This is a genomic window from Glutamicibacter bergerei (assembly GCF_054495185.1).
Window position 1 is genome coordinate 2,609,818 of record NZ_CM137131.1, and the last position, 14,062, is coordinate 2,623,879.

At 56.3% G+C, this 14,062-nt stretch carries 12 protein-coding genes; 4 read left to right on the forward strand and 8 right to left on the reverse strand.

Features of this window, described 5'->3' with window-relative positions:
* Positions 1–38: 38 nt before the first annotated feature.
* Positions 39–1,154: an acetoin utilization protein AcuC gene (locus tag ACX5K5_RS12165; protein ID WP_096257090.1), complete on the reverse strand. Its 1,116-nt coding sequence runs from the start codon at positions 1,152–1,154 to the stop codon at positions 39–41.
* Between the two features lie 240 nt (positions 1,155–1,394).
* Between ACX5K5_RS12165 and ACX5K5_RS12170 the strand changes: the two genes are divergently transcribed.
* Both ACX5K5_RS12170 and ACX5K5_RS12175 read left to right on the forward strand, forming a co-directional pair.
* Positions 1,395–2,828 carry a TrkH family potassium uptake protein gene (locus ACX5K5_RS12170; protein ID WP_096257018.1) on the forward strand — a complete coding sequence of 478 codons (1,434 nt, stop codon included), beginning with the start codon at positions 1,395–1,397 and terminating at the stop codon, positions 2,826–2,828.
* A gap of 25 nt (positions 2,829–2,853) precedes the next feature.
* Positions 2,854–3,492, forward strand: a complete 639-nt coding sequence (locus ACX5K5_RS12175) for a potassium channel family protein (protein WP_096257091.1) — start codon at positions 2,854–2,856, stop codon at positions 3,490–3,492.
* 78 nt (positions 3,493–3,570) lie between these two features.
* Here the strand turns inward: ACX5K5_RS12175 and proC are convergent, their stop codons facing one another.
* The 6 genes from proC to ACX5K5_RS12205 all read right to left on the reverse strand — a co-directional run bounded on the left by proC (position 3,571) and on the right by ACX5K5_RS12205 (position 11,562).
* On the reverse strand, positions 3,571–4,413 hold the full coding sequence (gene proC, locus ACX5K5_RS12180; protein ID WP_443443422.1) for a pyrroline-5-carboxylate reductase: 843 nt from the start codon (positions 4,411–4,413) through the stop codon (positions 3,571–3,573).
* Between the two features lie 4 nt (positions 4,414–4,417).
* Positions 4,418–5,245, reverse strand: a complete 828-nt coding sequence (locus ACX5K5_RS12185; protein ID WP_096257020.1) for a sugar phosphate isomerase/epimerase family protein — start codon at positions 5,243–5,245, stop codon at positions 4,418–4,420.
* A gap of 54 nt (positions 5,246–5,299) precedes the next feature.
* A complete protein-coding gene (locus tag ACX5K5_RS12190) occupies positions 5,300–6,319 on the reverse strand; it encodes a Ppx/GppA family phosphatase (protein ID WP_096257021.1) in 1,020 nt (339 codons plus the stop codon).
* A 29-nt stretch (positions 6,320–6,348) separates the two neighbouring features.
* Complete coding sequence (gene topA / locus ACX5K5_RS12195) at positions 6,349–9,159, reverse strand: type I DNA topoisomerase (RefSeq protein WP_459174442.1); 2,811 nt, start codon at positions 9,157–9,159, stop codon at positions 6,349–6,351.
* Positions 9,160–9,298: 139 nt separating this feature from the next.
* Positions 9,299–9,949, reverse strand: a complete 651-nt coding sequence (locus tag ACX5K5_RS12200; RefSeq protein ID WP_188685193.1) for an ArsR/SmtB family transcription factor — start codon at positions 9,947–9,949, stop codon at positions 9,299–9,301.
* Positions 9,950–9,972: 23 nt separating this feature from the next.
* Complete coding sequence (locus ACX5K5_RS12205) at positions 9,973–11,562, reverse strand: DUF7059 domain-containing protein (RefSeq protein ID WP_096257024.1); 1,590 nt, start codon at positions 11,560–11,562, stop codon at positions 9,973–9,975.
* 74 nt (positions 11,563–11,636) lie between these two features.
* Between ACX5K5_RS12205 and ACX5K5_RS12210 the strand changes: the two genes are divergently transcribed.
* On the forward strand, positions 11,637–12,209 hold the full coding sequence (locus ACX5K5_RS12210; protein ID WP_096257025.1) for a GNAT family N-acetyltransferase: 573 nt from the start codon (positions 11,637–11,639) through the stop codon (positions 12,207–12,209).
* Between the two features lie 68 nt (positions 12,210–12,277).
* On the opposite strand, the gene trhO is transcribed toward ACX5K5_RS12210, so the two are convergent.
* Positions 12,278–13,183: an oxygen-dependent tRNA uridine(34) hydroxylase TrhO gene (gene trhO, locus ACX5K5_RS12215; protein ID WP_096257092.1), complete on the reverse strand. Its 906-nt coding sequence runs from the start codon at positions 13,181–13,183 to the stop codon at positions 12,278–12,280.
* Positions 13,184–13,348: 165 nt separating this feature from the next.
* Here trhO and ACX5K5_RS12220 point away from each other — a divergent pair, with 165 nt between their 5' ends.
* Positions 13,349–14,005, forward strand: coding sequence for a GNAT family N-acetyltransferase (locus tag ACX5K5_RS12220; protein ID WP_096257026.1), 657 nt, complete (start codon positions 13,349–13,351; stop codon positions 14,003–14,005).
* The last annotated feature ends 57 nt before the right edge of the window (positions 14,006–14,062 follow it).

The window sequence follows — 14,062 nt, forward strand, 5'->3', positions numbered from 1 at the left end:
GGTCAAGGCTTCAGATTGATCACAGATGGTCAAAAATTCTAGTCAAACCAGGGGTCCAGACCATAGAGCGGAAAGACTTCTTTGCGCGTGGCAATAATCGTACGGTCCACCGGATCCGCGGGATCATAGCCGACCTCCCAATTTCGCCACCATAATTGTGCGTCATCACCCATGAGATATGGCATCGCTCGTCCGTAAGTTTCAAGGACATAGCGGCGGAACTGCTCGGGCACATAAGTTCTCAGTGGTACTGGTTTCCCAGCGGCGATTGCGGTCAGATGTGTCCACGTTCGCGGCACCACCGCGGTGACGTTATATCCCCCGCCTCCGGTCGCAAGCCAACGTCCATCACACACATCATCGGCCAGTTGCGCGATATCCAAGGCAACTTGGCGTTGGGCATCTACCGAAAGTTTCAGATTAGTCATCTCATCATCGCGGTGTGCATCACAACCATGCTGAGAGACGATAATTTCCGGATCAAATGCGCGGACCAGCTGTGGGACGACCGCGTGGAAGGCTCGCATCCATCCGGCGTCCCCGGTCATCGCCGGCAAGGCAATATTGACCGCACTACCTTCGGCACGTGGGCCGCCAATTTCGTTGGCGAACCCGGTGCCGGGAAAGAGCGACAGCCCGGATTCATGAATGGAGATCGTCAGAACCCGCTCGTCATCCCAGAAGATTGATTCGGTGCCATCACCATGGTGCGCATCCACATCGATGTAACACACGCGTTTGGCACCACGTTCAAGCATCCGGTGAATGGCTGCGGCTGCATCATTAAAGATGCAGAACCCACTGGCTTTGTTGCGTTTGGCATGATGCATACCGCCGGCAAAGTTCACTGCGCGAACCGTCGACTGATCCATGATGGCGTCCGCTGCGATCACCGAACCGCCGACAATGCGCGCGGCCGCCTCATACATGCCAGCAAAGACTGGGTCATCTTCGGTTCCTAAACCAAAGTCCACGGCTTGCAAGCCGGGGTCTTCACTGACCGCCTTGACCTGATCCAAATAGTCCTGGTCATGCACCGTCAAGAGGATGTGTTCCTCTGCAACCTCCGGAGCGCTCAGGCTCACGTTGGGAGAGGCGTAAACGTCGAGGGCTTCACTGAGTCGATGGGTCAGCTCTAGCCGCGATGGGTGCATTGGATGATAGTCACTGAACTTGTATTTCAGGTATTGCTCATCCCAGAGCACGAGCGTTGGTTGCGGCGCATGTTGAGGTTCTAACACCTTTGTAGGCTACCTGATGGTGATTCAACTAACCCGTTTATTGCCTTTTGGGCATTTTGCTCGTGTTTCGAGGCCCCAAGACGAGCACATTGTGCTTTGACCGCGTAAATTACAAGGAGAACAGTCCACACCACGAAATGGCGATTTAACGCGATGAGCACCCAAAGCGAACCGAGTCACCCGGCAAGGGCGGCTGAGTCGCGCGGCCAACGCCGTAAACAGTGGCTGGCGTTGCGGGTACGCATCGCCGATTTCACCGTCCGCTCCCCCGCTCGTTTAGCCTTGGGTGCCTTTCTGGTCGCCATCACCCTATTCACCTCATTGCTCGCCGCGCCCTTTTCCTCGGCCAGCGGAGAGCCCACACCGTTGCATGACGCCTTGTTTACCGCGGTCTCGGCGGTCTGTGTGACCGGACTGACGACCGTCTCAACTGCGGTGCACTGGTCTTTTGCCGGGCAATTGGTGATGCTCATCGGTACCTTCATGGGTGGCCTGGGAATTTTGACCCTCGCTTCAATTTTTTCTCTTGCGGTCTCTCGGAAGCTCGGCGTGCGTGGCAAACTTATGGCGCAGAACTCCATGAATACCAATGCAGCCTCCGCTTTAGGTGAGGTCGGTTCCCTGCTGCGTATTGTGATCCTCACGGCGGTCAGCCTGCAGGCGCTCATTGCGGCATTGCTCATTCCACGCTTTATTTTGCTGGGTGAAGACTTTCTCTCCGCCATTTGGCACGGAGTTTTTTACGCGGTCTCCGCGTTTAACAACGCAGGCTTCACTCCGCACTCCGACGGGTTAGTTCCTTACGAGACCGACCTGTGGATCTTAGGCCCACTGATGCTTGGCGTGTTCCTAGGATCCTTAGGTTTCCCGGTCATCATGGTGTTACTGGCCCACCGCTTCAACGTCAAAAAATGGAACCTGCACACCAAACTCACCATATTGGTGACGCTCATCTTGCTTGTAGCAGGTACCGCGTTGTGGCTACTGGTCGAGTGGAACAATCCACGGACCATTGGCTCGCTGAATTCCGGAGACAAATTCATCCACGGCCTCTTTGCTTCGGTGATGACCCGCTCTGGCGGGTTTAACCTGGTGGATCAAAATGACATTGGACAAGTCACCGTGTTGGTCACTGACGCGCTCATGTTTGCTGGTGGCGGCTCGGCCTCCACCGCTGGCGGCATCAAGGTCACCACCATCGCGGTGATGTTCTTAGCGATCATGGCCGAGGTCCGTGGTGAACGTGATGCCAAGGCCTTTGGGCGGCGTATTCCCGAGGGCACCATGCGCGTGGCCGTGTCGGTAGTGGCCATGGGCGCCACACTGGTCATGGTGGCCACCGGGTTGCTCTTAGCCATTGACGAGCAGGTCGGGTTCTCCCGGGCACTGTTCGAATCAATCTCTGCTTTCGGTACGGTGGGGCTGAGCATGGGAGTTTCCGCAGAGATGCCCCCAGCCGGTAAATACGTGCTCAGCGCATTGATGTTCGCCGGACGCATTGGAAGTATTACCCTAGCCAGCGCCTTGACCATGCGTCATCGCGATACGCTGTATAGCCTCCCCGAAGAAAGGCCGATCATTGGCTGAGAAAAACATTGAGCACAACGCCCCGGTGCTCGTCATTGGTCTGGGACGTTTTGGCGCCTCGGTTGCGGAGACCTTAGTGAAACAGGGCCGCGAGGTGCTAGCCATCGAGCGTAGTCCCGAACTCGTTCAGCAGTGGGCCAGCACGCTCACCCACGTGGTCGCGGCCGACGCCACCAATATCGATGCTTTACGCCAACTTGGCGCTCAAGAGTTTAGTTCTGCGGTGGTCGGTGTGGGTACCTCGATTGAGTCCTCCGTGCTGATTACGGTGAATCTGGTCGATTTAGGCATTGAACACCTGTGGGTGAAGGCGATTACTCCCTCGCACGGCAAGATCCTCACTCGCATCGGCGCAAACCATGTGATCTATCCCGAGGCAGACGCCGGAGTTCGTGCCGCCCACTTGGTCGGTGGCCGAATGTTGGACTTCATCGAATTTGATGATGGCTTCGCAATCGTGAAGATGTACCCGCCCAAGGAGACACAGGGATTCACGCTGGCCGAGTCCCAGGTGCGCTCCAAGTACGGGGTCACCATCGTTGGGGTGAAGTCCCCCGGCGAAGATTTCACCTACGCGGTACCAAATACCATGGTCACCCGCCGCGACGTACTGATCGTCTCCGGACATGTAGACCTACTTGAACGCTTCGCTGCTCGCCCCTAAGGCCTAGCAGATACACCGATGGCGTCAGTGCCCCTTGGCTGGGGCTCTGACGCCATCGGTACTTAACGCTTCAGGTGTTTAGCTCAGTTCATCACTCAAAGCCGCAGCACGAGCCGCAGCGGCCTTGGCGCCGGCTTCAATGATCGCCGGGATCCCCTGCTCGTCAAAGGTCAGAATCGCCTGTTCGGTGGTGCCCTTCGGGCTGGTCACCGCACGACGCATCTGAGCCGGGTTAGCTTCCGGATCCGCAAGCATCTTTCCGGCACCCGCCACGGTGGCACGAGCCAAGTCAGTAGCGAGCTTTTCGTCAAGTCCCATGGCGATACCTGCGTTGGCCATCGCTTCGGCAAGATAAAAGCCGTACGCCGGGCCGGAACCGGAAATAGCCGACAGTGCGTTTTGCTGCGACTCATCAATCACATGTACGTCGCCGGAACCGGAGAATAGCTCAGCAACTCGTTCAATTTGCTGGTCACTGACCGCTTCACCGGCGCTCAGACCGACCACGCCAGCACCGACCATCAATGGCGTGTTTGGCATGGATCGCACTACCGGCTGGCCGGCAGGAAGGTGTTCTTGCATGGTCCTCAAGGTGATGGCAGCAGCCACCGACACCACGACGGTTGATTCGTTTAATGCCGAAGAAATCTCATCACACAGTGCGGTAATGCCCACCGGCTTCACACCGAGGAACACAATGTCTGCAGCGGCCGTAGCTTTCTTATTGGCTTCCGGGTCTTCATTCCCGATCAGCACGTTGATGCCTAGCTCACGCAATTGCGCGGCGCGATTATCGCTGCGCAGGGTGGCAGTAATGTTTTTCGGGTCATGCCCAGCGCCCAGAATTCCGCGCAGAATCGCGCCGTTCATGGAGCCGGTACCTAAAAATGCAAGCTTGAGATGATTTGTCGCTTCGCTCATATAGTTATTTTGTCACCCGTTCAGAGTCTTGATTAATTGTCAGATGCTCGCGCGCAAATTCCAGTGTGCGTCCGAGCCATTCTTCCTTTTGTCCAGCATGTTTGGCCTTGCGTGTGGATACTTCCACCGCAACCACGCCTTCCCACTGTGAATCTCGCAAGAAGTTCAGTGATTCGGCCACCGGCTGGGTGCCTAATCCAGGCACCAAGTGTTCGTCCTTGCCATTGTCCAACCCATCACAAAGGTGCAGGTGAGTCAATCTGTCGCCTAGGTCTTCAAGCGCTTGGCGCGAGTCCATATTGGCGATCGCCGCATGGGAGAAGTCCCAGGTGACATGCTTATAGTCTTCCGGAACCGGGTTCCAGTGTGGCAGGTACATTTTGGAGGATTCGCGTCCCCGGCTACGCCATGGGTACATGTTCTCCACGGCGATCTTCATCCCCGTCGATGCGGTGATGCGACGCACGCCCTCGACGAAGCTCTCCGCGTAGGTCCCCTGCCAACGAAATGGCGGGTGCGCGACAACCACCTTCGCTCCGACGGCCTGTGCCAGGATTACCGAGCGCTCAATCTTCGCCCACGCCGAACCCCAGACCTGCTGGGTGAGCAGCAACGTTGGTGCGTGAATCGCCATAATTGGCAACTGGTACTTATCCATGAGGGCCATCAGTGCGGTGGCGGACTGGCTCGCTTGGTTACCGGTAATTAATACCTCTAGCCCGTCGTAACCCACGTCCTTAGCCATCGCGAAGGCATCATGCACGGTCAGCGGATAAACCGAGGCACTAGATAGTGTCACCGGTACCCGAGGCACCCGTTGTTGGTCTTGCATCTTCGACCCCTCCTCGCCGCGCCGTCGCTTGCCGGCGCATCTTTCAATGAAGTATTAAGCCGAAGGTTCACTCAGACTGACGGTCTTGAGTGAGCCTAACGCAACCTCTCCTACCCCCACGCTACTACTGAGCGGTGTCGAAGAGTCAAACATCACGTGATCAAATCGTCGCAGCATTAAACCTTCACGTAACGCCCAAGGACAGATACGGACACTTTTTAATTTAAGTGCGCTCATCGCTTCATGGGCCACAATAGCGCCAGCAAGCAGTTGCGGTGCACGAATTTCCGAGACCCCAGGAAGCTCGGCACGCTCTTCCCAGCTCATCGCGGTCAATCGGTTGGCCCAGAGTTTCAGCGAGTCACGGTGCAATACGCGTTTAACGTAAGGCCCCTCACCGCTGGGGGCGGCCCCGGTAATTCGCGACAGTGATCTGAAAGTTTTTGACGTGGCCGTAGCCAAGGTGGGCTTGCCGTATTGGCGTAGTTCGGTGGTGGGGTCCGTCAGCACATCACGAACGTAGGTGCGTAGCTCTTTGACTTCCTTGATCGAAGGTAGATCATTGGGCAACCATTCGCGGGTCAGCCGGCCCGCGCCCAGTGGCACCGAGTAGGCGACCTGTGGGAACTCGTCGGTGCCCACCGCGAGCTCCAGTGAACCGCCACCCATATCCAAGTTCAGGATCGATTCAGAAGACCAACCAAACCAACGGCGCACCGAATAGAAGGTCATTCCGGCTTCTTCCTCACCGGAAAGCTCCATCAGGCTCACCCCGGTTTCGGCAGTGACTCGTTCAAGAACCGCCGCGCCGTTGGATGACTCGCGAATAGCCGAGGTGCAGAAACCCATAAAGTCTTCGACTCGGTGGCTCTGCGCGAATTCGGCGGCCTCCTTGATGAAGGCGATCAGCTCCTGCTGGCCTTCTTCGGTGATTGCACCGTACTCGTTGAGGTAACGCACCAAGGACAACGGCCGCTTATGCGAGGCATAAGATACCGGCCGGGCACCCGGGTAGGCATCCACCAGTAATAGGTGGACCGTATTTGAGCCAATGTCCAATACGCCAAGCCTCATGATGCGCTCCTCAACTCAGCAGACAAGGTCTACTTTTCACTCTTTTTTGCGGTGGCTTTTTTGGCCGGAGCCTTTTTAGCCGGAGCTTTCTTGGCCGGAGCCTTTTTAGCAGCGGGCTTCTTCGCAGTAGCCGTCTTCGCGGTTCGTTTCACCGGACCGCGAGCACGCTTATCTGCCAACATTTCGATGGCTTGTTCGCGGGTGAGCTCCTCCAGCGAGGTGGCGCGAGGCACCGTGATATTGGTGATGCCATCGGTGATGTACGGACCGAAACGGCCGTCCTTGACCACAATGTTTTTCTCACTGGTCGGGTCAACACCAAATTCTGCCAGTGGTGGCACCGCGGCCCGAGCTCCACGCTGCTTAGGCTGTGCATAAATTGCCAGTGCTTCGTCCAAGGTGATGCTGAAGATCTGCTCTTCGCTCTCGATAGAACGCGAATCGCTACCCTTCTTCAGGTAAGGACCAAAGCGGCCGTTCTGCACGGTGATCGCTTCGCCCTCAGCATCAGCGCCCACCACGCGTGGCAGACTCATCAGCTTCAGCGCCTCATCCAAGGTGACAGTTTCCACGGTCATGGATTTGAACAGCGACGCGGTGCGTGGCTTAACTTTCACCGGCTTCTTAGGCGGCTTTGGCTTGCCGTTCTTGTAGTACTCCACCGGTTGCGCGGCGATTTCTTCTTCAGTCATTTCCGGGATGATCTCGGTGACGTAGGCACCGTAACGGCCATCCTTGGCCACAATCTTTCGCCCGGTGGCCTCTTCAATTCCCAGCTCACGCTCGGATACCTGGGCGGTGGCGAACAGTTCTTCGGCCTTCGCCGCGGTCAGCTCATCCGGTGCCAGTTCCTCAGGAACGTTGGCGCGCTGCGGATCGGTGCCTTCCTCGGCGCCTTCCGGAAGGGCGCGTTCGAGATACGGGCCGAACTTGCCCACACGCAAGGTGATGTCGTCGGTGATCTTGATCGAGTTGATAGCTCGGGCATCAATATCACCCAAGTTATCCACCACGTATTTCAGACCTTCAGGGCGAGTTTCGCCCTTGCCACCGAAGTAGAACATGTTCAGCCAGTCGGTACGTGCCCGGTTGCCGTGAGCAATTTCGTCCAGGTCATCTTCTAGGCGCGCGGTGAAGTCATAGTCCACGTACTTTGCGAAGTGCTCTTCGAGCAGTCGAATCACGGAGAACGCGATCCAGCTTGGCACCAGGGCGCCACCACGCTTAGTCACGTAGCCGCGATCCATGATGGTGGAGATCGTTGGCGCGTAGGTCGACGGGCGGCCAATTTCGCGCTTTTCAAGCTCAGCAACGATAGACGCTTCGGTGTACCGGGCCGGAGGGGTGGTTTCGTGGCCCAGCGCGATCAGTTCATCACCGGTCAGCCCCTGTCCCACGGTGAGCTGTGGCAGGCGTGCTTCGGCGTTCTCGGCCTTTTCTGCCGCATCGCTTTCACTGTCCTTGCCCTCTTCGTAGGCCGAAAGGAAACCACGGAAGGTGATCACGGTGCCCGAGGCGGAGAACTCGGCAACGCGGCTATCGCTGGCGGTACCGGAAAGTTTAATAGTTGCGGTGAAACCCTTGGCGTCAGCCATCTGGGAGGCGACGGTGCGCTTCCAGATCAGCTCATACAAGACGAATTCATCCTTGGAAAGCTGTGAACGCACATCCTTTGGACGGCGGAACATGTCACCGGCCGGACGGACTGCTTCGTGGGCTTCCTGCGCGGAATCAGATTTCCCCTTGTACACGCGCGGGCTGGACGGAATCGAGTCTGCCCCGTAAAGCTCGGTGGCCTGTGCACGGGCGGCACGCACGGCTTCATTGGAGAGGAAGACCGAGTCGGTACGCATGTAGGTGATGTAACCATTTTCGTACAAACGCTGAGCGATCTGCATGGTCAGCTTTGAGCTCCAGCGCAACTTGCGGCTGGCTTCCTGCTGCAAGGTGGAGGTAGTGAAAGGAGCAGCCGGGCGACGGGTGTACGGCTTGTCTTCGACCGAGGTGACGGCAAAGTCAGAGTTAGCCAGATTAGCAACCAAGGACTCGGCGGCTTCCTGGTTCAGTGGCGTCAGTGGGTTCTTCGTGGACTTCAGCTGACCGCGGTCATCATAGTCACGTCCCGAAGCCACACGCTTGCCATCCACTGAAGAAAGTTTCGCAGCAAAGGATTCCGAACCGGCGGTGGCGAAGTTTCCCTTGATGTCCCAGTACCCGGCAGAGATGAACGCCATGCGTTCACGTTCGCGCTCCACGACCAGGCGGGTGGCCACGGACTGCACACGGCCGGCGGACAAACCGCGGGCAATTTTGCGCCAGAGGACCGGGGAGATTTCGTAACCGTAGAGGCGGTCTAGGACACGACGGGTTTCCTGCGCGTCAACCAGGTCGGTGTCCAGCTCGCGCATTGAGCCCAAGGCACGCTCAATGCCTTCCTTGGTGATTTCGGTGAAGGCCAGACGGCGTACCGGAACTTTGGGCTTAAGCACCTGGAGCAGATGCCACGCGATGGCTTCACCTTCGCGGTCCGCATCTGTTGCGAGATAAAGTTCGTCGGCGTCTTTGAGCTTTGCCTTCAACTCGGCAACACGCTTCTTCTTATCCGGATACACCATGTAATACGGTTCGAAGTCGTTATCCAGGTCGACCGCGAATTTACCTACCGAGGTCTTTTTTAACTCGGTCGGTAACTCGGAGGGCTGCGGAAGGTCACGGATGTGGCCCACCGAAGCGTCCACGTCGAAGCCCTCGCCCAAATACTTGGCGATCGACTTTACCTTGGCAGGAGACTCCACGATGACGAGTTTCTTACCGGTCTTTTCCTTGGCCTTTGCGGGCACAGCTCTCCTTTTATACAACGCGGTTCCGAGAGTTCCCCTCTAGGTTGCTCTCGGGCGGCAATCGCAGCACCATTGATTGCGACCAGATGACAGTCACAATTCCCGATGATCTTACACCGAAGAACTGCCCAACTTTTCTCTAGCTCACCTCACTACCCAGGTGCTGGTACTCGGGTAGTAATGAGATTAAGTAGAACATACGCTTTGAGTCGATGTTGCGTTCTTCGGCCGTGGCCATTGCCTCATACTCATAAACGAGCTCCAATAAACGCCGATTAAACTCCTTCTGTTTAGCCTCAGGAAGGAAGACTAAACCACTAGTCAGCATGGGTGGACGGTCCGCCGCAGGCATGATTCCTGCCTTGGCTTCAGCCTCTCTGCGTTCAACTTCTGCGTTGAGCCGAGTGCGGAACGCGTTTAATTGCACGTTAAGATAGGCGGTCTTCGCATTCGTCGAGTCAATTTGAGTGTTTAGTTCCAAACGCTCACCGGCGGCGCGCCAGCGACGTTCGCGCGCGTCGCCCTCGCTGGCAGCGCGCGCTACATATCCGTATTTTTCTAAGGCTCGCAAGTGATAACTCATGGCGCTAGGCGTCAATGAGCACATCGATGCCAGCTCGGTGGCGGTACGCGTGGTTTGTGAGGCGAAGAGCTCGTCAAGTACGATCAGTCGAGCATCATGGGCCAGCGCGCGAATAGCCTGCGGGTCGGTGATCGAGACAACTTGTGGGGCTTGATATTCCGCATCGGCGCGTTGCGCACCATCATCTTCGACTGTGTTCCGTGTCATAACGAAAAAGTTTAGCCTTTGTTTCACATTTTACGAAGCATTCCATGCCGAAGAAGGCGGGCGATTGCTTCATATAGTCTTTCAGTGAAGGATTCATCACCTTCACCGATCAATGAATCAAGCGCCACAACTAGCTGCCTTACAGACAATTCTCCGTCGCAAGCAGACAGGAAACCGGCCTGCGCCGAGTCCAGAATCTCAGTTCGACGCACACCTGCACCCTGTCGCAGAAGAATCACTTCGGGGTGTTCCGCGCCAGGGCGCTGATGGCGTTCCTCGGTGACGTCATCGGCCACCAGCAGGTGCCATTGCTTCCAAGCTTCTCCCGCTTCACGCAGAGCATCGGCCATCTGGATATCCCGATCCAAGGAGGGAGCCAGTGGCTGCTCCATTTGGTGCGGGATCTGTTCAAAGCGTCGAAGCGTTACCTCACCGTGCGCGGGTCGGCGGAAATACACCATGCCAAAACCGATGGCACCCACCTGACGAGATTCAAAGTCGTCAAGGTAGGCATCATACGCCAGAGCGTAAGCAGCACTATCTTCACTCTGCGAGGCATCACGTAGCCAGGTTTCTGCGTAGACACTCGGGGTGGTCTGCTCCCGCTCAATCACCCAAACGTCCAAGTCATCTGCGAACCATCCGGAGACTCGGCGCTCCCATGGTTCATTCGACTCCGCATCTAGGCGAGGAATCTCCCAATTGGAAAGCATTTGCATATGCGCCCCTGGATTCAAGTGCACCGGAGCCTGAGCAATGAGGGTGCTCACCAACGAGTCTCCAGCCATCCCGCCATCGCGATAAGTGAATCGGTCTTGTTCGCGTTCTGACTTTTTACGTGGAGTGATTACGAATGGTGGATTACTGGCAATCAAGTCAAAACACTGATCCGCCACAGGATCAAAGAGACTTCCTTGGAGCAGCGTGACGCGCTCGTCGAGGCGTTGTGGATCCAGCTTGAGGATGCGGTGGTTGAGCATCAGGTTAAAGCGAGTGAACGCCAATGCACGCGCCGAAAGATCCGTTGCCGTGACATGTTTGGCATGCGAGAGCAAATGAAATAGTTGCACTCCGCAGCCCGTGCCTAGATCCAGTGCCCGGTCCACCTCGTGGCGGATGGTGATCTGCGCGAGCGTACGCGAGGCGTGCCCGATTCCAAGAACGTGGTCGGTGCGCAAAACTCCAGGACGCTGATGGGATCCGAGATCGTGGGCCACCCACATCTCCCCATCGGCATCGGAGGCATGTACCGCCAGCGCCACCTTGGCCCGGTACCCCGAAGCCCAAGACTCAACTAGCCCCAGCTTCAGCAACCCCTCAACACGCACCGTGGGAAATGCCTCAACCAGCGCGCCAGCGGATTCGGTTTGCCCCAGTTGGAATAGCCGAATAGCACAACCCAAGGCGCTGTCCACCGGCTGCTTATCAAGAACGCGAAGTGCCGGGTGGATCTGATCACGCCCATAGGCGGCCACCGCATCGACACCAAGCAATTCGGTGATGGCATCAAAACCAAAATTTATCTCGGTTAAGTCTGTGTGGAGTTTGTCCACCAGCACAAGGTCATAACTATTTGGGGCATCTTCTATGGCAGAAAAATCAGCGGCATTCACACCTCTCAGTCTAACGAGTCCCCCAGCATTACAAGACTGCGCAACCCAACGCCTCCCGCCATAAGATATTCGGTATGCCACTTGTGACCATCACCTATTTGCAACAGCTCACACCATCCCAAATGCGCCCGAGTACCCGGCAGTTGCCGGAGAACGCCAGAATTGAGAAGGTGGAGCAGATTACGCCCGAATTCTCGCGATTCCTCTATCAGTGTGTAGGTAGCCAGCTGAACTGGGCCGACCGGCTGAGCATCAGCCGTACTGACTGGGACGCTAGCTTGCGTAAACCGGGTTCGGAAACCTATGTGCTCTACCAAGATGGCGCACCCAAAGGCTACGCAGAGCTGGTCACCGAGGTCCGCGCGGGCCGCAGTGAAGTTGAGATCTATTACTTCGGACTATTTCCTGAGGCCATCGGGCAAGGTCTGGGCGGAATTCTGTTGAGTGAAGCCAACCGCAGGGCGTGGGACATTCCTCGTCGAGAGAACATTCTCCCGCCGGTGAGCCGTGTGTGGCTGCACACCTGTTCGCTGGATGGCGAAGCAGCTATCCCCAACTATCAGGCACGTGGCTTTAGTGTCTATGAAACGCTCGAAGAAGAAACGCTAGTGGTCGACGCATCGCTAGATTTGTGGCCGAACAGCTAAGCGCAGTTTAAAAGCAGCGAGCGCAATGAATGATCCATTCATTGCGCTCGCTGCTTTGTGCTTACTATTTATGCTTCGATAGCTGACTCGGTGCAGTCAGGGCACCGACGAAGTTCCTCGTCCTTGGCGCAGTCTTCACAGAACAGGCGCAAGTTACGGCAGGTAGGGTTCGAGCAATTCTCGAATTTATTTGTGGCGCCTTGGCAGCCAACGCACTGACCAATGGTGACTGCATCCTCGGAAAACTCGGTGTGCATGCGTTTGTCGAAGACGTACAGGGACCCTTCCCACAGCCCCTTGTCACCGTACTGCTCGCCATAGCGGACGATTCCGCCCTGCATCTGATAAACCTCTTGGAACCCACGCTTGACCATCAATGCCGAAAGCACTTCACAGCGGATACCACCGGTGCAGTAGGTGACAATCGGCTGATCTTTCAGGTGATCGTATTTGCCTGAGTCCAGCTCATCCATGAATTCGCGCGTAGTTTCGACATCCGGAACGATGGCATCCTTGAACTTGCCAATTTGCGCTTCAAAGGCGTTACGCCCGTCAAAGAAATGAATCTTCTCGCCGGACTTTTCCTTGGTCTCCACTAGCTCGTGGAGCTGCTCGGGCCGCAGGTGTACACCGCCGCCAACTACGCCGTTTTCGTCTACTTCTAGTTCGCCCGGCGCGCCGAAGGTAACAATCTCGTCGCGGACCTTAACGGATATACGCGGGAAGTCTTCTGCAGAACCTTCGGACCACTTAATATCCATCTTGTTAAAAGCAGGCAACTCACGTGTAGCTTTCACGTACTTCTTGACAGCAGAAATCTCACCACCAACGGTACCGTTGATGCCGTCTTTGGAGATGATAATCCGTCCGCGCAAGCCCCAGCGTTCAAGCAACGAGCGTTGCCATAGGCGGATAGCTTCGGGGTCTGGAAGCGGCGTAAAAGCGTAATACAAAACAATGCGATGAATGGACACCATATAAGGGTAGTAGCTTTTTAGTTCAAAACGCCGAGCAAAAGATGAAAGTCACATTCTTCATTTCGATCGTTGCTCGGCTATCAGCATTGACTATAGTTTCAAGTAAGCAACGATTAGCTCAACGTCAGCTAATTCCTAGGTAAGACAGGGTAGGGTCAAAACATGGCATCAAACGCAAGCGATGAACTGATTGGTACCTGGGTCGATGGTTGGGCAGGCGTCCGTGGATACGAGATCCGCCATGAAGGGCGCGTCCATGCTGCCCTACGCCATGACACCACCGGGGACTGGGAATACGTTATTTATGAGCCTTCCAAGGAAGAGCTAGCAGCAGTCGCTGAGACGCTTAAGAAGCATCCAAAGCGCCGCCTTACCGCCTTTAACGACTCTGTTGATGACTTGCTGAATACCGCCAATGAAGTTGGTCTTCAGGTATCTGCAGATGATGAAGTGCTCATGGTGACCGAGCTGGCCGTACACGACGTCGAGGTACCGTTGCCTGCCGACGGCTTTGTGTTCCAGATTGAACGCGACGGAACCCATGCTTATGTATCTCTTCATCCAGAAGATAATCAGGAAGTCGTCGCCGCGTCGGGGCATGTCTCGGCAGTAGACGGTTTCGCGATCTTCGACCGCATCATCACCGGACCAGATTTCCGACGTCGGGGCCTTGGCACGCTGATTATGCGCGCGCTGGCTTCACTGGCTCAGGAACACGATGTTGAGGAAGGACTCCTCATCGCTTCCGTTGATGGCCAAGAGCTCTACGCATCTCTGGGCTGGACTTCGCTAGGCAAGGTTGTCCTGTTCAAAGCGTAAGCTTCACACGCTTTTACCTATCGCCGTCGAGAACATTTTCGACGGCGATAGGCTTTT